This is a genomic window from Pelomonas sp. Root1237, from assembly GCF_001425055.1.
Lineage (GTDB): Bacteria > Pseudomonadota > Gammaproteobacteria > Burkholderiales > Burkholderiaceae_C > Pelomonas.
On record NZ_LMDK01000001.1, the window covers coordinates 885972 to 906851 of the forward strand.

At 66.5% G+C, this 20880-nt stretch carries 17 protein-coding genes, 1 pseudogene and 1 riboswitch; of the genes and pseudogenes, 3 read left to right on the forward strand and 15 right to left on the reverse strand.

The annotated features are described in order from the left end of the window. Positions 1 to 156: 156 nt before the first annotated feature. Positions 157 to 621, reverse strand: a complete 465-nt coding sequence (locus ASC91_RS04010) for a low molecular weight protein-tyrosine-phosphatase (protein WP_056192426.1) — start codon at positions 619 to 621, stop codon at positions 157 to 159. A gap of 100 nt (positions 622 to 721) precedes the next feature. Between ASC91_RS04010 and ASC91_RS04015 the strand changes: the two genes are divergently transcribed. Beyond that, on the forward strand, positions 722 to 1777 hold the full coding sequence (locus tag ASC91_RS04015) for an acyltransferase (protein ID WP_056192429.1): 1056 nt from the start codon (positions 722 to 724) through the stop codon (positions 1775 to 1777). Between the two features lie 59 nt (positions 1778 to 1836). Here the strand turns inward: ASC91_RS04015 and ASC91_RS04020 are convergent, their stop codons facing one another. The 6 genes from ASC91_RS04020 to ASC91_RS04045 form a co-directional block, all read right to left on the reverse strand. Further along, positions 1837 to 4128, reverse strand: a complete 2292-nt coding sequence (locus ASC91_RS04020; RefSeq protein WP_082532398.1) for a TonB-dependent siderophore receptor — start codon at positions 4126 to 4128, stop codon at positions 1837 to 1839. Positions 4129 to 4201: 73 nt separating this feature from the next. Next, positions 4202 to 4816, reverse strand: coding sequence for an OmpW family protein (locus ASC91_RS04025; protein WP_056192435.1), 615 nt, complete (start codon positions 4814 to 4816; stop codon positions 4202 to 4204). A 126-nt stretch (positions 4817 to 4942) separates the two neighbouring features. Continuing rightward, entirely contained in the window at positions 4943 to 5782 is an 840-nt protein-coding gene (metF, locus tag ASC91_RS04030; protein ID WP_056192437.1) for a methylenetetrahydrofolate reductase [NAD(P)H], read from the reverse strand. Beyond that, the gene (locus ASC91_RS04035; RefSeq protein WP_056192440.1) at positions 5779 to 6525 is read right to left on the reverse strand and encodes a TlyA family RNA methyltransferase; all 747 of its coding nucleotides are present in this window, start codon (positions 6523 to 6525) and stop codon (positions 5779 to 5781) included. Before ASC91_RS04035 ends, metF begins: the two co-directional genes overlap by 4 nt. Positions 6526 to 6531: 6 nt before the next feature. Beyond that, the gene (ahcY, locus tag ASC91_RS04040) at positions 6532 to 7944 is read right to left on the reverse strand and encodes an adenosylhomocysteinase (RefSeq protein WP_056192443.1); all 1413 of its coding nucleotides are present in this window, start codon (positions 7942 to 7944) and stop codon (positions 6532 to 6534) included. Positions 7945 to 8020: 76 nt separating this feature from the next. Continuing rightward, positions 8021 to 8102, reverse strand: a riboswitch (S-adenosyl-L-homocysteine riboswitch). Between the two features lie 10 nt (positions 8103 to 8112). Then, entirely contained in the window at positions 8113 to 9012 is a 900-nt protein-coding gene (locus tag ASC91_RS04045; RefSeq protein ID WP_056192446.1) for an AraC family transcriptional regulator, read from the reverse strand. A 156-nt stretch (positions 9013 to 9168) separates the two neighbouring features. Between ASC91_RS04045 and ASC91_RS04050 the strand changes: the two genes are divergently transcribed. After that, complete coding sequence (locus ASC91_RS04050) at positions 9169 to 10170, forward strand: aldo/keto reductase (protein ID WP_056192448.1); 1002 nt, start codon at positions 9169 to 9171, stop codon at positions 10168 to 10170. Here ASC91_RS04050 and ASC91_RS04055 read toward each other — a convergent pair. The 8 genes and pseudogenes from ASC91_RS04055 to ASC91_RS29225 all read right to left on the reverse strand — a co-directional run bounded on the left by ASC91_RS04055 (position 10160) and on the right by ASC91_RS29225 (position 19664). Next, the gene (locus ASC91_RS04055; RefSeq protein WP_056192451.1) at positions 10160 to 11383 is read right to left on the reverse strand and encodes an MFS transporter; all 1224 of its coding nucleotides are present in this window, start codon (positions 11381 to 11383) and stop codon (positions 10160 to 10162) included. The two genes, ASC91_RS04050 and ASC91_RS04055, sit on opposite strands and share 11 nt — an antisense overlap. Beyond that, positions 11384 to 12883 (reverse strand): hypothetical protein, encoded by a 1500-nt coding sequence (locus ASC91_RS04060; RefSeq protein ID WP_056192454.1) that lies wholly within the window; start codon positions 12881 to 12883, stop codon positions 11384 to 11386. It lies immediately after the preceding gene. Between the two features lie 313 nt (positions 12884 to 13196). Beyond that, positions 13197 to 16061: a beta-galactosidase GalA gene (galA, locus tag ASC91_RS04065; RefSeq protein WP_056192457.1), complete on the reverse strand. Its 2865-nt coding sequence runs from the start codon at positions 16059 to 16061 to the stop codon at positions 13197 to 13199. Between the two features lie 50 nt (positions 16062 to 16111). Next, positions 16112 to 16258 (reverse strand): annotated as a pseudogene (locus ASC91_RS29215) (cellulase family glycosylhydrolase); the annotation flags it as partial. 57 nt (positions 16259 to 16315) lie between these two features. Then, on the reverse strand, positions 16316 to 16552 hold the full coding sequence (locus ASC91_RS29220) for a hypothetical protein (RefSeq protein WP_157281109.1): 237 nt from the start codon (positions 16550 to 16552) through the stop codon (positions 16316 to 16318). Between the two features lie 14 nt (positions 16553 to 16566). Beyond that, entirely contained in the window at positions 16567 to 18201 is a 1635-nt protein-coding gene (locus ASC91_RS04075) for a DUF5597 domain-containing protein (protein WP_056192463.1), read from the reverse strand. 29 nt (positions 18202 to 18230) lie between these two features. Next, positions 18231 to 19496 (reverse strand): glycoside hydrolase family 27 protein, encoded by a 1266-nt coding sequence (locus tag ASC91_RS04080; RefSeq protein ID WP_235531799.1) that lies wholly within the window; start codon positions 19494 to 19496, stop codon positions 18231 to 18233. A gap of 27 nt (positions 19497 to 19523) precedes the next feature. Next, positions 19524 to 19664, reverse strand: a complete 141-nt coding sequence (locus ASC91_RS29225) for a hypothetical protein (protein ID WP_157281111.1) — start codon at positions 19662 to 19664, stop codon at positions 19524 to 19526. A gap of 443 nt (positions 19665 to 20107) precedes the next feature. Between ASC91_RS29225 and ASC91_RS29230 the strand changes: the two genes are divergently transcribed. Further along, a protein-coding gene (locus tag ASC91_RS29230; protein ID WP_157255890.1) for an IS5 family transposase occupies positions 20108 to 20865 on the forward strand; the annotation gives its coding sequence in 2 pieces (ribosomal slippage) (positions 20108 to 20423 and positions 20423 to 20865; 759 coding nt in all). Positions 20866 to 20880 lie beyond the last annotated feature (15 nt).

The following is a 20880-nucleotide window of genomic DNA, read 5'->3' on the forward strand; positions in this document are numbered from 1 at the left end:
TGACAGCGCTCGACATCGTAATTTGTTCGCTCGACGAACAAATACGGTTTACCCCAAGAAACTCGATGTCACCGCTGCTGATTGGATGTGGCGCGGCACGCTCTCAAGAGCGGAACGCCGATCCAGCCCGGACTGCATGGACGCGAGGCGAAACGATCATCGCTTGCGAAGGCTCTCAACCAATCCATCACAAGCTGCTTCGACCAAGTCCAGCACCTCATCGAAGCCGGCAGCGCCGCCGTAGTAGGGGTCAGGCACTTGCGGGTTGCCTGCGTGAGGCGCGTAGTCCATCAGCAGCTTCAGTCGATGCCGTTGGCTGGGCGGGCACAGCCGTTCCGCATGGGTGAGGTTGTCGGCATCCATTGCCAGCACAAGGTCGAAGCGGGCGAAGTCCTCCGCCACCAGCTTGCGGGCGCGCAAGCGACTCAGGTCATAGCCACGCTTCAGCGCGTGCTCCTGGCTGCGCTCATCCGGCGGCGCGCCGATGTGATAGCCGTGCGTGCCGGCCGAGTCCACCTCAACATCGAGGCCGGCAGCCTCCAGCTTGGCGCGCATGACGCCCTCGGCCGTCGGGCTGCGGCAGATATTGCCCATGCAAAAGAACAGGATGCGGCGGGTCATCAGTACATTCTCGACCGGGTTGTGGCAGCCGGTGGTGGGTGATCTTTGGCTTGAGCCGGTTGCTACATTGGCGGCAGAACGACATAGCGCCGGGGAGGCCATGAGCAATCGCGCAAACAACTTCGACGGGCTGCGTATCGTCGGCGCATTCCTGGTGCTGTTGACACATCACTTCCCGCTCATGGGCGGTATCGAGCCCGGCATTCGATCCACGTCCATGATCACGTTGGGCCATTTCGGCGTGATGCTGTTCTTCAGCATCAGCGGCTACCTGGTCGCGCAAAGCTGGGAGCGCGACCCCCACGTTGCTCGGTTCCTGGCGCGGCGTGCGCTGCGCATCATGCCCGGCTTCGCGGCCTGCATATTGGTGCTATGCATCGGCCTTGCCTGGTACGCCGCCACTCGCCACAGTACCGCCTACTGGCAAGGGCTCCTGGCCTACAGCGGCAACCTTGTTCCGCTGAGCTATTGGGACGACATTCACTTCATCGCCCGGCCGGGCGATGGGAAGCTCAACGGCCCCCTCTGGACCATCCCCTATGAGGTTCGTTGCTATCTGATCTTCGCGGTGGGCGCATTCCTTCTGCAGAAGCGGATGCGCTTGGCGGTGGCGGGCGGGCTGCTGTTGGGGCTGACCTGCTATCTGGCCGCGCACCTCGACGATGCCCTGGTGGCGCGCGCGCTCGTGGCCGAGGAGTTGCGCCTGACGCAGTTGATGCTGTTCTTCTGCTTTGGTGCAGCCCTTCACTACTTCCCTCTTACCGCGCGGCGGCTTGCCGTCCTCCTGGCGGGTGCACTGGTGGCCGCGCTGCTGGGCCATCAGCATCTGGCGACCTGGCTGGCCATTCCGCCCGTGGCGGTCTGCGTGGGCAGCCGCTCATGGCCCGTGCTGCGCAGTGCCGGCCGATTTGGCGATTTGTCCTACGGCGTCTATCTGTGGGGTTGGCCGACCCAGCAGCTGGTGTACATCTGGCTGGAGCCCAAAGTTCCTTTCCTCATGTCGCTGCTGCTGACGACATGCATGGTGTTGGTCCTGGCTTGGTTGTCCTGGACGTTCATCGAACGTCCGGCCCTTCGACTCAAGCCTCGCACCAGGCAGAGGCAGGAGGCCGAAGCACCTTCGCTTGCGCACCCCGGCCAGGATATGGCGGCGTAATACTTAGGCGAGCGCCTGCGCTCGCCTAACCCGCTACCAGGCGATACCGGCAGCGATGCTCAAAACCGCATGTCTGCCCGCAGCGAGATCACCCGGAAGGTGCGGTTGCGTGACCAGCTGTCGGTGACGATGTTGTGGCTGGTGATGGTGTCGATGTAGACGGCCTCCGACGTGACCTGTGCATCGCGCGGCAGCAGGTTGGCCAGGGACAGGCGCCAGTTGATGCCGTCGCGTACCGAGCCGCTGGCCCAGGACAGGTAGGCATCGAACTGGCGGCGGGCGGTCTCCTCACGCTTCAGGTTGAGGGTCTGCTGCACGCTGCTGGCCGGCACGTAGTTGAAGTTGAAGCCGCTGCCGAAGTTCTGGCCCAGGGCCTTCCAGCGGTGGTCGAGGCCGAAGTTCAGGCTGCCGCGCGGCTGCTGGTCCAGGCGGGCGTTGGAGCCCGGGATGCCCTTGACCTTGCTGTCGAAGACGGCGATGTTGAAGCGCAGCAGCAGCAACTGCCATTCGGGCGGCGCTTCCTCCCACAGCTCGTCCAGGCGCGCCTTGACCTCGAACTCGAAGCCCATGGTGCGCGCGCCTTCCATGTTGCGCGGCCGGCTGACCCAGCGCTGCGACTCGTCCCAGGGCACGGTCTCCAGCTGCAGGTTGCTTCGGATCAGGCTCTTGATGTCGCGCACGAAAGCGCTGCCCGACACGATGCCGCCGGTGGGCAGCCAGTGCTCCAGGCTCAGGTCCACGCCGGTGGCCAGCTCGGGTTTGAGGTCGGGGTTGCCGGCGCGGTCGGCGTAGGTGGGCAGGTTGGGGCCGGTGGGGTAGGTGGTGTTGATGGTCGGCCGGGCGATCAGGTCGTTGAGGTTGGGCGAGCGATAGCTGCGCGTCAGGCTCAGCCGCACCTGGTCCTTGGGGAAGGCCTCGGGCTTCCACAGCAGGTGAAAGAGCGGCGACGTGACCTGCGAGACGTTGCGCGTGTCGGGCAGCAAGCCGCTCGCGTCGGCGCGGGTCTCGATGCGTTCGTAGCGGATGCCGGCATAGACCGACCAGATCTTGCTCGGGCTCCACTCGTCCTGCGTGTAGGCGGCAAAACGCTGGTTGCGCGAGCCCAGCGTGTCGCCGAACTTCTGCAGCGCGGGCGACTCCACGCCGTCGATCAGCGTGCGGCGCACCTGCACCCGGTGGCTCTGCTCGCTCTCGGCGCCGGTCACCCACTGGTGCTCCTTGGCGGTCTTGAGGCTCCACTTGGCGCCCAGGCTGGTCTGGTCTTCGTCGGTGACGTTGTGGTCGTCCTGGATGCGCTCCAGGTCGATGCCGATGTCCTTCAGCGTCTCGCGGCGCTGGCTGTTGCTGGTGGACTTGAAGCCGCCACGGCCCAGGCGCAGGTCCCAGCTCTCACCGACGGCGGGCCGATAGTTGGCCGACAGGTTGAGTCTCAGGTTGTGCACGCGGCTGTCGTTTTCGCCTTGCACGTCGCGAAAGCGCGTGAAGCCGACGGCGTTGTTCTGGCTTGAACCTTCGCTCTGCGACAGCGCGAAGAAGGGCGCGAGGTTGAAGCTCAGCGTGTCGCTGTATTTCCAGCGCAGGCGCGCATTGCCGTTGAGGTTGGCGCTGTTGCCCACGCTCGTGCCTTGCTGCACGGTCTCGTTGAGCACCTGGCCGGTGTCGGTGTCGACGACGCGGTTGTGCGAGTCGATGTTGTTGAAGCGACGGTGCAGGCCGGCGTTGGTCGACACCGCGCCGACGAACTCGTCGCCGTTCGGGCCGCCCCACTTCAGGTTGCGCGTCCAGCTGGCGTCGGCCTGCGGCTCGCCGCGGTCCTGGCCGAGGCTCAGGCGCAGCTCGTTCGTCGCCTTGAGCAGGGGCTCGCGCAGGATGATGTTGATGGTGCCGGCAATGGCGCGCGCTCCAGTCTCGGCGGTGGGCGCGCGGTAGATCTCGATGCGTTCGACCTGGTCCGGCGGCAGGTCCTCCACCGCAAAGCCCGCCGGCGCGCGTTCGCCGTCGACGAGGATCTGCGTGAAGCCGCTGCCCAGGCCGCGCATGCGGATGTCGCCGCCACGCCCGGGCCGGCCGCCGATGGTGACGCCGGGCAGGCGGCGCAGCACGTCGCCCAGCACCGTGTCGCCGTAGCGGTCCAGGTCTTCGCGCTCGATGACGATCTTGCTGGCCGTGCTGTTGCGGCGGCGGCTGTTGGCCGTCGGCCCGCCGTTGACCTCGACGCGATCCAGGCGGTTGGCGGCGCCGCTGGCGGCGGAGGCCGGCGCGGCGGGCGGGGGCGTTTTTTGGGGCGTTGTCTGGGCCGCGCACAGGGCGTTGGCACACAGCATTGCCAGCGCAACAAGAAGGCGGCTCATGGCCGCGCATTCTTGCGGAGCGAAGTGACTTTCGCTTACGTAAAGCGCTCATTTACATGAGCGCAAGCGGCCGTCAGAACCGCCAACCCAGGCCGACGCTGGCAAGTGTCGGGTTGACCTTGAACTTGCCGGCCGACGCGCCGTTGGCATAGACCGTCGTCTGCAGGTCGACCTTCTTCACGTCGAAGTTCAGATAGGTGCCCTTGCTGATCTCGACGTCTGCGCCGATCTGCCAGGCAGCGCCCCAGCTGTTGTGCTTGATGCTGGGATGAAGAGCGGTCTGCACGGCAGGCGCGAACTCGACGCTGGAGAAATTGGTGTAGTTCACGCCCGCACCGACGTAGGGACGCACGGTGCCGGTCGGGTTGAAGTGGTACTGCAGCGTCAGCGTCGGCGGCAGGTGCTTGAGCGAGCCGATCTCGCTGCCGTTGGAGTAGATCGTCTGCTTCTGCGGATAGGTCAGGATCAGCTCGGCCGCGATGTTGGGCGCGATGAAGTAGCTGAAATCAACTTCTGGGAAGGTCTTGTTGTTGATCGACAGGCCCAGGCCCGTGCTGTCCTTGTTGGCGGAATCCAGGTGCAGCGCCCGCACGCGTACCAGCAGCGGGCCTTCATCGGCGAAGGCGGGCTGCAGGGCAAGGGCGGCGGCGGCAACGGCGGCCAGGCGCAGGGCGGAAGAGAACTTCATCAATGGCTCCAGTGAATGGGACGTGTCCCGATGGAGGCATTGCACGCGCCGGCGGCTCACGGCGGTTTGAGGCAACACAAGGTGGCGCCTCGCAGCGCCACACTCGATGTGGGGTTTTGCGCTGGATCAAACCTTGTTGCCAAGGCCGAGGCGTTTGCACAACTCCAGAGTCAGCGCGCTCTGGTTGAGCGTGTAGAAGTGGATGCCCGGCGCGCCGCCGTCGATGAGGCGTTCGCACAACCGCGTGATGACGTCCAGGCCGAAGGCGCGGATGCTGGCGGCGTCGTCCATGAAACCTTCCATCTTCATCTGCACCCAGCGCGGGATGTCGATGCCGTCGCGCTGCGCGAACTGGGCGATGCGGCCGTAGTTGTGGAAGGGCATGATGCCCGGCACGATGGGCTGGGTGACGCCCAGGCGGCGCGCCTCGTCGACGAAGTGGAAGTAGGCGTCGGCGTTGAAGAAGAACTGCGTGATCGAGCCATCGGCGCCGGCCTTCATCTTGTCGACGAAGTGCTGCAGGTCGCGCGCTGCATAGCGCTGCTGCGGGTGCACCTCGGGGTAGGCCGCGACCTCGATATGCCAATCCTTGCCCTGGGTCTCGCGGATGAAGCTGACCAGTTCGGACGCATAGCGGAACTCGCCCGCCGTGGCGGTGCCGCTGGGCAGGTCACCGCGCAGGGCGACGACGCGGTGGATGTCCTGGGCGCGGTAGGTGGCCAGGATCTCGGCGATGTTCTCGCGCGTGGAGCCCACGCAGGAGAGATGCGGTGCGGCATTGAAGCCGGCCGCGGCGATGTCCATCACGGCGCCCAGGGTCTTGTCGCGCGTGGAGCCGCCGGCGCCGTAGGTGACGCTGAAGTACTGGGGCGACATCGCGCCCAGCTCCTGCACGACGGTCTTGAGCTTTTCGACGCCGACCGGCGTGTTCGGGGGGAAAAATTCGAAACTGACAAGGGTGCTCATCGGGAGGCCCACAAGAAGAATTCGCGGTTGCCATCACCGCCGGTGATGGGGCTGTCGAAGTAGTCCAGCACCTTGAGGCCGAGGGCCGTGCAGGCCAGGCGCACGCGGGCTTCCAGTCGCGGGTAGTCGGCCTCGTCCTTGACGAGACCGCCCTTGCCCAGGGCTTGTGGCCCCAGTTCGAACTGCGGCTTGATGAGCACGAGCAGATGGCCGTGCACCTCCAGCCAAGGCAGCAACTCCGGGAGGCTGCCCACCATGGAAATGAAACTCAGGTCGCCGACGATCAGCGTGAAGCCGCCCGTCGGCGCGTGCTGGCGCAACACGTCCAGCTCGCGCACATGCACGCCTTCCAGCGCCGTGACGCGCGGGTCGGCCAGCAGCTTGGCATGCAGCTGGCCATGGCCTACGTCCACGCCAACGACATGGCGGGCGCCGTGAGCCAGCAGGCAGTCTGTGAAGCCGCCTGTGCTCTGGCCGACGTCCAGCACAGTGTGCGTCGTGACGTCGAAGCCGACGCGGGTGAGCGCCCCTTCCAGCTTGAGCCCGCCGCGCGACACATAGCGCAGCTCCGCGTCGTCGGTGACGCGCAGCTGCGCCGTCTCGGGCAGGTCCTCGCCGGCCTTCTTCAACATCGCCCAGCCGGTGGGCGAGGCCCATTCGGCGGCGGCGTTCGAGATCAAGCGCTGGGCCACCGAGCGGGTCGGTGCCAGGCCTTGGGCGACGAGGAGCTGGTCAGCGCGCATCGACAATCAGTACCGATAAGTGTCGGGCTTGTACGGGCCGGCCTTGTTGACGCCGATGTAGGCGGCCTGCTCTTCCGTCAGCTCGGTCAGCTGCGCATTCAGCGTGGTCAGCTGCAGGCGCGCGACCTTCTCGTCCAGGTGCTTGGGCAACACATAGACCTGGCCGATGGCGTAGTTGTCCTTGTGCGCGTAGAGCTCGATCTGGGCGATGGTCTGGTTCGCGAAAGAGCTGCTCATCACATAGCTCGGGTGGCCCGTGCCGCAGCCCAGGTTCACCAGGCGGCCCTTGGCCAAGAGAATGATCCGCTTGCCGTCCGGGAAGATCACATGGTCGACCTGGGGCTTGATCTCTTCCCACTCGTACTGCTCCAGCGCCGCGACCTCGATCTCGTTGTCGAAGTGGCCGATGTTGCAGACGATGGCGTTGTTCTTCATCGCCAGCATGTGCTCGTGGCGGATGACGTTCTTGTTGCCGGTCGTCGTCACGAAGATGTCGGCCTTGCTTTGGGCGTACTCCATCGTCACGACGCGATAGCCTTCCATCGCGGCCTGCAGCGCGCAGATGGGGTCGATCTCGGTGACCCACACTTGCGCCGACAGCGCACGCAGCGCCTGGGCCGAGCCCTTGCCCACGTCGCCATAACCGGCCACGACGGCGATCTTGCCGGCGACCATCACATCGGTAGCGCGCTTGATGCCGTCCACCAGCGATTCACGGCAGCCGTAGAGGTTGTCGAACTTGCTCTTGGTGACCGAGTCGTTGACGTTGATGGCGCGGAACAGCAGCGTGCCCTTGGCCGACATTTCCTTCAGGCGGTGCACGCCCGTGGTCGTCTCTTCGGTCACGCCGATGATCTCAGCGCTCTTGCGGGTGTACCAGGTGCCGTCTTCGGCGACCTTCTTCTTGATGGCCGCGAACAGGATGCGCTCTTCCTCGCTGCCGGGGTTGGCCAGCACGGACAGGTCCTTCTCGGCCTTCTGGCCCAGGTGCATCAGCAGCGTCGCGTCGCCGCCGTCGTCCAGGATCATGTTGGGGCCTTCGCCCGCCTCGCCCTTGCCGGCGAATTCGAAGATGCGGTGCGTGTAGTCCCAGTAGTCTTCCAGCGTTTCGCCCTTGTAGGCAAACACGGGCGTGCCGACGGCGGCCAGCGCGGCGGCGGCGTGGTCCTGCGTCGAGAAGATGTTGCACGAGGCCCAGCGCACCTCGGCGCCCAGGGCTTGCAGCGTCTCGACCAGCACGGCCGTCTGGATGGTCATGTGCAGCGAACCGGTGACGCGTGCGCCCTTGAGCGGCTGGGTCTCGGCGTATTCCTTGCGGATGGCCATCAGCGCCGGCATCTCATGCTCGGCGATCTTGATTTCCTTGCGGCCCCAGTCGGCCAGCGACAGGTCCTTGACGATGTGATTCGTGGTGCTCATGCAGGGCTCCTTCAAGCGAATGAAGCCGCTGGCGGGTCGTACGGGGGGATCAAACCTCACCCAGGCACGGATTGCCAGCGGGTGAGCGCAGTTGCAGGGGGTCAGAACTTCCGAGCCTGGCCTCAATAGGTGCTGAGGTTGCAACGCTCCTCGGAAGGAGGCGGCATTCTAGCCGGCAGCGCTGCGCAGCAGCGAGATGTCCTCGCGTGGCGGCGCGCCAAAAAGGCGACGATATTCACGGCTGAACTGCGAAGGGCTCTCGTAACCAACCCGGTGCGCGGCGCTGGCGGCATCCAGGCCATCGCCCAGCATCAGCCGGCGCGCCTGCTGCAGGCGCAGGTTTTTCTGGAACTGCAGCGGTGACAGGGCGGTCAGCTGCTTGAAGCGCAGGTGCAGCGTCGATGGGCTCATGTGGGCCAGCTCGGCCAGTTCGTCGATGGACAGAGGTTCGGCATAGCGGCGCGACAGCTGCTCGATGACGCGGCCCACGCGGCGGGTGACGCCGTCGGTATGCGCCAGCGAACGCAGCCGCGGGCCCAGCGGGCCGGTCAGCACGCGGTAGAGGATCTCGCGCTGCACCAACGGTGCCAGCGTCTTCAGATCCTGCGGGCTGTCCAGCAGCTGCAGCAGACGCAGGGCCGCGTCCAGCAGCGGCGCGGTGACGGGCGCGACATGCAGGCCGGCGTCGTTGCCTTCAGGCGGTGCATCGCCGTCCAGCAGCAGCTCGGTCAGCGCCTGCGTCTCGCAGCTCAGGCGCATACAGACATAGGGCTTGGCCGGGCTGGCCTCCAGCACTTGGCCGCGCGGCAGCATGGTCATGGGTACGACGAGGCACTGCATGGCGTCGTAATGCACCACGCGCTCGCCGAGCTGCGCGCGCTTGCGGCCCTGCAGCACCAGCACCAGGCCGGGCTCGTAAACCGCCGGCACAGGCTGGGCCGGCGCGCTGGCGCGGATCAGCCGCAGCCAGGGCAGGGCGGTCGTGTGCAGGCCATCTGCGGGCGCGCGGGCCAGGGCCTGCGCGATCGTGCGCTCGCGCAGAGCTTGCAGGTCATCGTCGTTTGGCATGCGGGTGATTGTGCAAACACTTGCCGATGGGCGGCGCAATGCGGGTTCAAGCGCTGGAGGATCGGGCAAACATGCGCCAGCTTTGTGCTGGGCGCGCAGGGTTGAGTTTCCTAAGCTGTCCCCATCCCATTGATGATCCCTTCAAGGAGTTCCACCATGACGCATTCGACCCTTCCCCGCCGCCGCCTCGGCGCTCACGGCCCCGCGGTGTCTGCCCTGGGCCTGGGCTGCATGGGCATGTCTGAGTTCTACGGCCCGGCCGATGATGCCCAGTCGCTGGCCGTGCTGCACCACGCGCTGGACATCGGCATCAACTTCCTCGACACGGCCGATATGTATGGCACCGGCGCCAACGAGCGCCTGCTGTCGCAGTTGCTGGCCACGCGTCGCGACGAGGTGATCGTCGCGACAAAGTTCGGCCATGTGCGTGCGCCGGATGGCGCGGCGGTGCGCATCGACGGCAGCCCGGCCTATGTGCGCGAGGCCTGCGATGCGAGTCTCAAGCGCCTGGGTGTGGACCACATCGACCTCTACTACCAGCACCGCGTCGACAAGAACGTGCCCATCGAAGAAACCGTCGGCGCGATGGCTGGGCTGGTCAAGGCCGGCAAGGTCGGGCACCTGGGCCTTTCGGAGGCCTCGGCCGCGACCATCCGCCGCGCGCATGCGGTGCACCGAATAGCCGCTGTGCAGACCGAATACTCGCTGTGGAGCCGCGACGTCGAAGCCGAGATCCTGCCCACCTGCCGTGAGTTGGGCATCACGCTGGTGCCCTACAGCCCGCTGGGCCGCGGCTTCCTGACCGGCGCCATCCGTTCGGCCGAGCAACTGGCACCCGACGATCGCCGCCGCATCCATCCGCGCTTCCAGGGCGGCAACCTGGACCACAACCTCGCGCTGGCGGATGCGCTGTCGGCGTTGGCCGAGGAGTGGAGCTACATGCCGGCCCAGCTCGCGCTGGCCTGGCTGCTGCACCAGGGCGAGGACATCGTGCCCATTCCCGGCACGCGCAGCATCAAGCGGCTCGATGAGAACGCGCTGGCGTCCCACATCCACTTCGATGCCGGCCGGCGCGAGCGCATCGAGGCGCTGCTGGCCGCGCACATGGTGGCCGGCACGCGCTACCCGGCGGCGCAGATGAGCGCGGTCAACGTGTGATGCTGCGATAGGCCCAGAAGCGCGGCAACAGGAAGCCGGTGGCGATGACACCGGCCAGGCAGATCACGCCGCCGATCCAGATCGCCGGCGCCACGCCCCAGGCGTCGGCCATGAAGCCTGCCCGCGCGTTGCCGACCAGCGGGCCGGTCAGGTAGCTGATCATCTCAATGCCCGCGAGCCGCCCGCGCAGCGTGTTCGGGATGGTCTCGTTCCAGATGGTGCCGCGGAACACGCCGCTGACCATGTCGGCGGCACCCGCCACCGCCAGGCAGGCCAGGCCCAGCATCAGGCTGGGTGCAAAGCCCAGCGCCACGATGCCCAGAGCCCACACCGCCGCCGCGATGACGACCGCGCGGCCGTGGCGGCTGACCTTGCCCGTCCAGCCGCTGAACAGGCCGATGACCAGCGCGCCGACCGACATCGCCGACAGCAGCCAACCCACCGATTCGGTGCGCCCGTCCGCCGCCGCCATCGCCGGGAACAGCGCCACCGGGAAGGCAAAGGCCATCGCGACGATGTCGACGATGTAGGTGCCCATCAGCTCGGGCCGCGCCCACGCGAAGCGCAGGCCTTCGGCAAGATCGGCCAGCAGATGCGGCCGTTCGCCTGGTGCGTCGACCGTGCCGATGGTTTCGCGCGGAATGCGGGCGATGAAGAACAGCGCCGCGATGAAGGTCGCGAGGTCGAAGATGTAGGCGCCGACCGCGCCCCATTTCGCGAGCAGCAGCCCGGCCAGGGCCGGCCCGGCGACCATGCCCACCGTGCCCCGCACCGACGACAGCGCCGCGACGGCAGCAAACTCCTCGGGCCGCGCGAGTTTCTGCGTCAGCGCCTCCAGCGCCGGCCGATGGAAGCCGCTGGCACCCTGTAGCACCGCCACCAGCGCGTAGATGGCCAGCACGCTCGGCGTGGCGCTCAGCGCATTCATCAGCAGGCCGGCCAGGCACAACGCCATCAAGGCCTCCGAGCCGATCAGCAGCCGCTTGCGGTCGACCCGGTCCGCCACGGCGCCGCCCAGCAGGCCGCAAACGACGACCGGGACCAATTGCACCAGACCCAACAGGCCGACCTGGGCGTTGGAGTGCGTCAACTCATAGAGCTGCCAGGGCACGGCCACATAGCTGACCATGGTGCCCAGGCCCGAGATGAACTGACTGGCGAAGAGGCGTCGAAAGGCGGTGTTGCGGCGCAGCGGCGCGATATCAAGAAGCATTCAGTGAACTTGGCTTTCGAAGCGGGCAAAGCGTGCTTCGAGGTCCCATTGCAGGCGGGCCTTGGTGTGGGTGGAAAGGAAGTCGCGGCAGCGCGCCGTCTTGGGCTCAGCTCCGGTGCGTTCGCCTGTGCAGCTTGCAACGAAGCGGCCGCTGCCGGTGTCGGCCAGCAAAGCCTGACCTTCGACGAAGCCGTAGTGGAGGGCATTGCGCGACAGCTGCTTGAAGTCACGGTAGCTCAGCTTCGGATAGGTGGCCGCGGCGCGCTGGTATTCGTTCGTCAGGTCGATGCGGAACACGCCTTCATCGTCGGCCGACAAGGCCGTGGGCACGCCGAACTGGCGGTACAGCAGGAAGGGGTGCTGATCGCCCTTGAGGTCGTGCACGATGGCATTGCTGGTCAGGTTGATCTCAACCATCACGCCCCGCTTGGCCATCTCGCGCAGCGTGTCGAAGGCGCCGGTCTCCAGGCCGATCGCCTCGCCGTGACCGATGCGGCGCGCACCGGCGACGTCCAGCGCCTGGCGGATGTGGTCCTTGAAATCCTCGGGCGGTACGAGGCCGAATCCGAACTCGCCCGCATGCAGCGTGACCTTCACCTCGGGGTAGAGCTTGCTTAAGCGCCCGATGACGCTCATCTGCTCCTTGTAGTGGCGCAGCGTGCCGGGGTCGTCCTCGGGCGCGACGAGATTGAGCCCGACGTAGCGCGGGTCGGCCTTCACAAGCAGGAAGGCCAGCGCGATCTGCGCATTGACCTGCTCGGGCGGGAAGGTGCGGATGACCTGGGCCAGATAGCGCAGCGCCACGCCGCAGCCCGGCTCGGCATTGGCCTGGTTGCAGTGCGCCAGCTCGCGCCAGCGCTTCTCGATGCGGTCCAGCTCGGCGCGCGTGTCGGCGACGATGCGCTGCAGGGCCGGGTGATGGGCCCAGTCGCTGGTGGGCCGGTCGGCGCGAAAGGCACCGGCCTCGGCCGCCGCGATCGCGCGCGCCTTGTCCATGCCCCAGGACTGCAACAGCTCCAGGTAGACCGTGTTCTCCGCGCCGCGGCGGTTGGTCGCCTCACGCAGCATGTCGCCCTCGCGGCCGAGCGTGCCGGGGATGAAGCGGCCGAAGGTGACGAAGGTCTGGTCATGGCCCGACTTGCTGCCGCGCTCGTAGTTGCGCACCGAGTAGGCGTCGACGAGCTGGCTGTAGCGGGCGCTGTCGGCCGCGTAGTCCTTCATCAGGGGCCGCGCCGTGTCGCAGGGCGGGAAACTGATCTGGCCACTGGCCGGGTCCACGCATTTGCCGTCGGCGCTGGCCCAGCCAATGATGTTCTCGGCGTAGATGCTGCCGTCCAGGTGGTTGTGCAGGTCGCCGCCCTTGGGGAAGGTGGCCATGAATTGCCGCAGCAGCCAGGGGTTGCTGCGGGCTTGCTCAAGCGCGCGGGCTGCACCGGCCTCGTCGGCATGGGCCAGCGGGCACAGGGTCAGGGCGAGAAGCAGTGGGGCAAGACGGCGCATGGCGGCAACTCGGGCGGCAATCGTGACCGGGCGATCCTAGGGGTGATCGACCCAAGCGCCGCGATCTCGTAGATCCGGGCACGATGGCGTTGCTGTCGATAAGTCGGATGCGGTACAACGATGTGCTCTCGCCAAGCCCTGCGCCAAGCGTTCGCATGCAGCCAGGGATCGATGCCGCCAATCACAAGCGCGGCGCCCTCCAGCCCGACATGTATGGGCTCCTAGCCTTCGGTGAAATCTTCAAGCTGCATAACGTTGCCGTTCAGTGGCCTGGTTCCGAGCGTAGCGACGGTGACGAATCTGTTCCCGGTGTTCAGAAGATCTCGATCACCGTTGCAGCTGGGGCAAGGCCTTCGCTGACGGCGCGCAGCGTGGCGCGACCGGGGCTGCCGGTGGATTGCAGGATCACCTGTGCATGGCCGTTGAACACGCTGCGTTGCCACGGCCCGGTGGATGTGGTGGTGCGCAGCGTGACCCAGCGCCGGCCGCCCTGCGCGTCGTCGAAGAGCTTGCGCGTGCCACCGGCCGGCGTGGCGAAGACGAGGGTCAGCGTGTTGAGATCGCTCAACTGAGCAGGGTCGAGGTCGATCACGCCCATGCCGTCCTCGCGGCGCGGCGTCTGGGCCTTGCCGTTCAAATAGACCTGCTGTCCCGGCGCGATGTCGCCCACGAACAGCGCCGCGCGGCCAACCCCCGCAGCCGGGCGGGCAAAGCTGGCGTGCACGACGTTCCAGGCGCTGTCGGCCGGCTGCTTTTCGGGCGGCATCCAGGCGAACGGGTCGCGCCCCTTCTCGGCGTCGGCGCCGGCCAGCAATGCCGCCGCGTCATCCTGCCGCGCCACGCCCTGCAGGCGCCAGCGGTCGAGCGTCGCGTAGCGGTGGAACTCGGCCGGCTTGTCGGCCTCGTGCGAGCCCGGGTCGCCATTGCCCATGCCGATCAGCCGCGCCGGGCCGGACACCTCGAAGCTGATGCGCTGGCTGGCCGTGGGCACCACGCGGCCCTCGCGGTCGACCACGCTGACCCTGACCACCGCCACATCGTCGCCATCGGCGCGGATGCGCGCACGGTCCGCCGTCAGCCGCACGGCGCTGCCGTTGCCCGTGGTGGCCACGGTCTCGGTGACGACGAGTTTGCCGCCCTGGTAGCCGCGCGCCGTCAGGCTGCCCGGCGCATAGGGCACGCTCCATTGCAGATGGGCGTAGCGCGCCAGCGACTTGCGGCCCAGTGAATTGCCGTTCAGCAGCAGCTCGACCTCATCGGTGTTGGCGTAGACGCGCACGTCGATGGGCTGGCCTTCACGGCCGGGCCAGTTCCAGTGCGGCAATACATGGACCATGGGCTCGGCAGTCCAGGCGGCCTTGAGGTACTGGCCGCTGTCCTTCAGCGCGCCGGTCGTGTCCATCATGCCGAACTGCGAGGAGACGGCGGGCCAGCCGTAGGGCGTGGTCTCGCCGCGGTAGTCAAAGCCGGTCCAGAAGAACACGCCGGCCAGGAAGGGGCGCTCGGCGTTGAAGCGCCAGGCCTCTTCGACGGTCGAGGTCGAGTCGCCGCCTGAGCGCTTGTCGTAGGCAGCGATCTGCACGCGGGCCGGGTCGTCGGCGTAGATGCCGCGCGTCGCGTAGGTCAGGCCTTCCTCGGTGACGACTGATGCGCGCTCGGGGAAGCGCTTGTGCATCGCATCGATGTTGTGCTGGCCCTTGTAGTTGAAGCCGATGACCTGCGAGCCGACCGATGTGCCCTCGGCCGCACCCGAGCTGGAGGCGGCCAGCGTCGCGGGCCGGGTCGGATCCAGGCGGCGCACGATGGCCTGCATCTGCTGCGCGAGGCGAGTGCCGATTTCGGAGTTCTCGATGGCCCATTCCTCGTTGCCCACCGACCACAGGATGACCGACGGGTGGTTGCGGTCGCGCCGCACCATGCGCTCCAGCTCGTCGCGGATCTGCGGCGCGGTGCCCATCATGCGGTGCTCGTCGATGACGAGGATGCCGAGGCGGTCGCAGGCGTCCAGCAGCTCGGGCGTGGCCGGATGGTGGGCCGAGCGGATCGCGTTCACGCCCATGCCCTTGAGCATCTTCAGCCGCGCCTCGTGCATGGCGTCGGGCAGGGCAATGCCGATGCCGGCGTGGTCCTGGTGGTTGTTGACGCCGTGCAGCTTGACGTGGCGGCCGTTGAGGAAGAAGCCCGCGTTGGCGTCGAAGTGGATCGTGCGGATGCCAAAGGGCGTGTCGTAGCTGTCGACCACGCGGCCGCCGCTCTTCACATGGGTCGTCAGCGTGTAGCGCTGCGGCGTTTCCAGAGACCACAGCTGCGGCGCCGTCACGCGCAGCGTCGCGGCCACGTCGGTGCTGGTGTCCACGCCCACGCGCCTTGCCGGTACGCTGGCGCGTGCGACGACGCGCCCGGCGGGGTCGCGCAGCTCGTGCTCCAGGCTGAAGGAGGCGGGCGCCTTGCCGTCGTTACGCACCGTCGTGTCGACGGCCACGTCGGCGCGGCCGCCCGTGACCGTGGCGCGCACGGAGCTGCCCCAGTGGTCCACGCGCAGCGGCTCGGTCTGCGTCAGCCAGACATGGCGGTAGATGCCGGCGCCTTCGTACCACCAGCCTTCCTGTGTGGTGGCGTCCACGCGCACCGCGACGACGTTGCGCCCGCCAAAGTTCAGGTAGTCGGTGATGTCGACGTTGAAGCTTGAGTAGCCGCTGGCCTCGCGGCGCAGGTAGTGGCCGTTGACCCAGACCACGCTGTCACGGAAGACGCCGTCGAACTCCAGCGCGATGCGCTTGCCGCGTGCCGACTGGGGAAGAGCCAGCTCACGGCGGTACCAGCCGACGCTGTTCTCGGGGAAGCTCCGGCCGATGGCCTTGGAGCCATGCAGCGAACTGCCGCGCGCGTCGAAGGGCAGTTCCACCGCCCAATCGTGCGGCAAGTCCAGGCGGCGCCAGGTGCGGTCGTCGAAGTCGGCCCCCGCAGGGCCGTCGCCAAAGCCGGCCTTGGCGAAGAAGAAGGAGCCCGTGCCGTGGTTGAAGTCCTGCGCCGGGTCATGCGCATGGCCCAGCGCAAAACGCCAGCCGTCATCGATGCGGGTGCGCTGGCGCGCGCCATCAGCGGCAGTGGCGCTGCCGACGGCAAGGGCCAGTGCAAGGGCCCAGAAGACCCAGGAGAAGGGGCGAAGTGGTCTCATCTTGATGTTTGACGTTGGGGTCATGGTTTGCTCGGATTCGCTTCGGCTGCCTATCGCGGCCAATGCAGCAGGCCAGCGTTGCGGGCATAGCCGACCACCTCGGTGACGCGTGCCATGAAGGTCGGGCTGATGTTGCCGTTGGCGTCGGCGTACTGGTTCCAGCTGGCGGGAATGCGCACGGTCTTGAGGCAGGCCGCATGAAGGTGCTCGGCCGGTTGTCTCCTCCGGACACGAGCGTTATGGAAGGATGTGGCTCAGTGCGTGGACCTACATCCCGACAACGACGACGGACTTGGGCGACAGTTCCAGCACCAGGCCTTGCGGGCCGGCATGGCGGAGAACGGCACCGGTGTGATGACCTGCGGCTGCCCCAAGGTGTTGTGCGCGTCCATGGCGACTGCGGTCAGCAACTGGCCCTTGGCTGCGGGTGTGAGGTGGGTCGTCACTCGGATCGCGGTGCCGTCACCAAAGGGCAAAACGCGCTCGGCCATGACGCTGTTGCCCTTCAGCGCGCGCGCGCCATCTTGACCTTGAGCATGATGGGCTCCGCCATCAGGTTCAGGCCGCTGTCGACCTGGTCGCCGTTCCAGACGCGCTCCATCTGCCAGCGGCCCTTGTCGTCAAAGCTGCCTTCCTCGACGCGCAGCATGAAGCCGCTTGCTTGCGGCCCGCCTTCCATGCGCACGCGGGTGCGCTGGCCAACGATGAGGAGCTCGTCGTCGCCGATCTGCGCAATGGCCACGCCGCCGCCGGGCTGTTCGGTGCCGGCCGGCCGCTCGTCCTTGCTGTCCCATGCAAGGTCCCAGAACTGCCATTGGCGGTAGGTCAGCTTGGCGACCCAGCCGCCCGGCAGTTCCAGCGACTGGGGCTTGCGGTCGTCGCCCTCAGCGGCGCCGCGCGTGCGGCCCTCGAAGGCCCACTGCGCCCACTGGCGCTGAATCGGCCGGAAGGCGCCGAAGACGCGTGCGAAGGGCTCGACCATGGTCTTGTCGGCGCGCTTGGAGCCCAGCGGGAAGTTGGCGTAGTTGAAGTAGTCCAGGCCGAAGGGCGCCACACCCAGGGTGCCGCGGCCCAGCGCCGCGTAGATCCAGCGCGCATAGCCCTCGGCATTGCCGATCTCGGGAATCCACAGCGCGTTGTCCGGCCGCTGGTACAGGCGCATGTTGGCCTTGATCCCCTCGGAGTTGGGCGTATAGATGTCGGGCGCGACGATGTCGATGGCGGGCGCGGCGGCCTTGTAGATGTCGATGACGTCCCAGACCGGTCCACCGCTGGCGAAGTTGCCCTGCCATGGCTTGGGCGGCTGTTCCAGCGCCTCGCGCAGCGCGCCGTTGACGTACATCGGCAGGTCGTAGACGGCGCGGCCGGCCTTGGCGATCTCGCCGATGTAGCGGGCGATGGCCCAGGCGTGGAAGTACTCGTCGGCGTAGTCGCCATAGACCTCGCGCCAGTTGCCCGATGCGGCGGCCTTGGGCTTCTGACGCGCCACCACTTCGGCGGGCACCGGCTGCTCGAAGGCCGCCTGGGCGGCTGGCGCGAAGTCGCGCACGAGGCCGTAGGTGCCGGCCTCGTTCTCGACCTGAACCATCAGCACGGTGCGCTCGGTCGCGTCGATCTTCTTCAGGTGAGCCATGAGCGCCACGAAGGCGCGCTTGTCGGCCTTGAGCGTCTCTTCACCGAAGGGGCTGAAGCAGAAGTTGGCCTTGCCGTCGCGGTCCAGCATGGATGGGAAGCGCTTCCCATTGAGCTTGACCCAGTCGGGGGTGTACGAGCCGCCGGTGTTCTTCCAGGTCGCGAACCACAACAGCACCAGGCGCTTGTCCTGCTGCCGCGCTTCCTTGACCAGGACGTCGAGGAAGCTGAAGTCGAATTGGCCTTCCTGGGGCTCGACCTGCTGCCAGGCCACCGGCATCAGCACGGTGTTGGCATGCGCATCGTTGGCCGCGGCCCAGACCTTGCCCAGGGCCTTGGGATAGTTGCTGGAGTTGTGCGCCTGGGCGCCGAGCATCAGGAAGGGTTTGCCGTCGACGAGCAGGGCATGGTGGCCGTCGCGCTGCACGAGGCGCGGGGCTTCGGCGGCGCTGACGGGCGCGATCAGCACTGCGGCGAGCAGCGCCGCGATCAAGGCGGCCTTCTTCATGGGTGACGCTTTGCGCGGCCAGGCGCGCCTTACGGTTTCGCAGGGCCGGTCAGGCGCAGCATCAGCACGCTGTGTGGCGCCAGCCGCGCTTCCAGTTTGCCGCTGGTGTCGCCCGTCTTCTTGCTCCACAGGTCGGACCAGCGGTAGACGGCCTGCTTGAAATCGACCGACCGCTTGCTCAGGTCATCGCCCAGGACCTGCTTCTTCCAGTCATGGTGAACGTCGGCAGGCTGGTTGGAGCGGTTCAGGAACATCAGTGCCCAATCCCCGCCGTCGAGCGGCTTGGCATAGAACTCCAGTGGGCCGTCGACCAGAACGCGGAGCGCCTGCACACCCAGCTTGTCCTGGCTCACCGCGATCACGCCGGGGTTGGTCAGGATGCGGCGGGTCGACTCGGACATGGAACGCAGGTCGTTGCCCAGGATGAGGGGCGAGGCCAGCATGGCCCAGATCGACAGATGGGCGCGGTCTTCATCCTCGCTCATGCCATTGCCCACTTCGAGCATGTCCATGTCGTTCCAGTGGCCCGGCCCTGCGAAGTTGCGCAGGTTGGCGTCAGCGTGCTTGTCGAGGATGCGCAACACGCCCAGACCCGTCGAGAAACCGGGATTGAACTGGCAGTCGAAGCAGTTGTAGATGTCGGGCGTGGTGCGCCACAGATGCCCGACCTTGCCGGCCCACTCCCACGGCTTGCTCATGCCCCATTCGCAAATGCTGAACACCATCGGACGGCCCGTCTTGGCGATCGCGTCGCGCATCGTGGTGTAGGCCGGTTCGGCGCTCATGCCTGGGGTGTTGCACCAGTCGTACTTGACGTAGTCGATGCCCCAGCGCGCATAGACCAGCGCATCCTGATATTCGTGGCCGCGGCTGCCGGGACGGCCGCCGCAGGTGGCATCGCCGGCATCCGAGTAGATACCCAGCTTGAGTCCCTGGCCATGCACATAGTCCGCCAGCGCTTTCATGCCGGATGGGAAGCGCTTGGCGTCGGGCTGGATGTTGCCCTCGGCGTCGCGCTGGCCTTGCCAGCAATCGTCAATGTTCACGTACTGGTAGCCGGCGTCCTTCATGCCTGACTTGACCATGGCATCGGCGGTCTCGCGGATCAGGCGTTCGTCGATATCGCAGGCAAATTTGTTCCAGCTGTTCCAGCCCATGGGCGGGGTGAGGGCCAGGCCTTCAGCCTTTTGTGCCCAGCTATTGCCTGCCGCGCCAAGGAACAGGGTCAGCGCCGCGACGGCCATCATTGCCCAGCTGTGGAACAGCGTCTTGTGTGTTGTGTGCTTTGTTTTCATTTCCGGATCACTCTCAGTTCGATCAGTTCAATCAGTTGCAGGCAGCAATCGGCCGGCACGCTTTGGCCTCGCCACCACCGCCAGACTCGGCTGGATGGTGGGCGACACGACAAGATAGGCCGCCACGCGCACCAGGTTCGGACCGTAGAACAGAACGCTTTTGGTCATACCGCGTAGATGGAAACGCACGCCTTCCGCCGTTCGGCGCCAAGCGCAACCGTCGGACCGCGCGTCCGCCGGCAGATTCCCGGCAGCGTCGAGCGCCGAAGGTTGCTGCCCTGTCGCGCGCGTCGGCGAGCGTGCCTACTAACGCGCAGGCCAGCACTCCTTCGGAGAAATTGTTGTGTTCGTCCTGGCCCAGGAACATACGGCTCTCGTTGCTTTTGCGGATTGACTAGGGCCTGTTAACACTAATTGCGTCGAGTCGGGTTCGCTGTGACAGTGTCTGCATGGAGATCACAGCAGCGCAATTCAAGTTGATTGAGCACTGTCTGCCACGGCAGCGCGGCAACAACAAAAAAGCGCCGCTGCTGCGGCGCTTTCTCATTGCGNTTGACTAGGGCCTGTTAACACTAATTGCGTCGAGTCGGGTTCGCTGTGACAGTGTCTGCATGGAGATCACAGCAGCGCAATTCAAGTTGATTGAGCACTGTCTGCCACGGCAGCGCGGCAACGTCAGTCTGACGAATCTGCAGGTGCTCAATGCCATCCTGTACGTCGCTGAGCACGGCTGCAAATGGCGCGGCCTGCCCAAGCGTTTCGGCAACTGGCACACGATCTACACGCGGATGAGCCGATGGGCGAAGTCGGGCGTGCTGGATCGAGCCTTCGAGCAGCTCCAGCAGGCGCAGGTGGTGCAGATCAAGATCGAGGCCGTGTCGCTGGACAGCACCAGCGTGAAGGTGCATCCGGACGGCACTGGTGCGCCAAAAAAAACGGTCCGCAGGCTATCGGCAAATCCCGTGGCGGGTGGAACACCAAGATCCACCTCCTCGCCGCGGACGCGCGCACGGCCATAACCTTCTCGCTCTCGCCTGGACAAGCGCACGACGCGCCAGAAGGTCGCGAGTTGCTCAAGCGGCTCGGGCCGCCCAATCGGCCCTTGCACTTGCTCATGGACCGTGCCTATGAAGGCAACGAGACCCGCCAACTGGCCCTTGACTTGGGCTTCATTCCCGTCGTACCGCCGTTGCGCACGCGCATCCAGCCTTGGGAATACGACCGCGAGATGTACAAGCGTCGCAATGAGGTCGAGCGCCTGTTCCGCAGGCTCAAGGGCTATCGCCGCATCTTCTCCAGATTCGAGAAGCTCGACGTCATGTTCATCGCCTTCATCTGCTTCGCACTCATCGCAGATGGCCTGCGGTAGTGTTAACAGGCCCTA

Bases quoted from the DNA above. Each gene is read 5' to 3' on its own strand.
- ASC91_RS04010 (WP_056192426.1), bottom strand. From the start codon at position 621: ATGACCCGCCGCATCCTGTTCTTTTGCATGGGCAATATCTGCCGCAGC.
- ASC91_RS04015 (WP_056192429.1), top strand. From the start codon at position 722: ATGAGCAATCGCGCAAACAACTTCGACGGGCTGCGTATCGTCGGCGCA.
- ASC91_RS04020 (WP_082532398.1), bottom strand. From the start codon at position 4,128: ATGAGCCGCCTTCTTGTTGCGCTGGCAATGCTGTGTGCCAACGCCCTG.
- ASC91_RS04025 (WP_056192435.1), bottom strand. From the start codon at position 4,816: ATGAAGTTCTCTTCCGCCCTGCGCCTGGCCGCCGTTGCCGCCGCCGCC.
- metF (WP_056192437.1), bottom strand. From the start codon at position 5,782: ATGAGCACCCTTGTCAGTTTCGAATTTTTCCCCCCGAACACGCCGGTC.
- ASC91_RS04035 (WP_056192440.1), bottom strand. From the start codon at position 6,525: ATGCGCGCTGACCAGCTCCTCGTCGCCCAAGGCCTGGCACCGACCCGC.
- ahcY (WP_056192443.1), bottom strand. From the start codon at position 7,944: ATGAGCACCACGAATCACATCGTCAAGGACCTGTCGCTGGCCGACTGG.
- ASC91_RS04045 (WP_056192446.1), bottom strand. From the start codon at position 9,012: ATGCCAAACGACGATGACCTGCAAGCTCTGCGCGAGCGCACGATCGCG.
- ASC91_RS04050 (WP_056192448.1), top strand. From the start codon at position 9,169: ATGACGCATTCGACCCTTCCCCGCCGCCGCCTCGGCGCTCACGGCCCC.
- ASC91_RS04055 (WP_056192451.1), bottom strand. From the start codon at position 11,383: ATGCTTCTTGATATCGCGCCGCTGCGCCGCAACACCGCCTTTCGACGC.
- ASC91_RS04060 (WP_056192454.1), bottom strand. From the start codon at position 12,883: ATGCGCCGTCTTGCCCCACTGCTTCTCGCCCTGACCCTGTGCCCGCTG.
- galA (WP_056192457.1), bottom strand. From the start codon at position 16,061: ATGAGACCACTTCGCCCCTTCTCCTGGGTCTTCTGGGCCCTTGCACTG.
- ASC91_RS29220 (WP_157281109.1), bottom strand. From the start codon at position 16,552: ATGGCCGAGCGCGTTTTGCCCTTTGGTGACGGCACCGCGATCCGAGTG.
- ASC91_RS04075 (WP_056192463.1), bottom strand. From the start codon at position 18,201: ATGAAGAAGGCCGCCTTGATCGCGGCGCTGCTCGCCGCAGTGCTGATC.
- ASC91_RS04080 (WP_235531799.1), bottom strand. From the start codon at position 19,496: ATGAAAACAAAGCACACAACACACAAGACGCTGTTCCACAGCTGGGCA.
- ASC91_RS29225 (WP_157281111.1), bottom strand. From the start codon at position 19,664: ATGACCAAAAGCGTTCTGTTCTACGGTCCGAACCTGGTGCGCGTGGCG.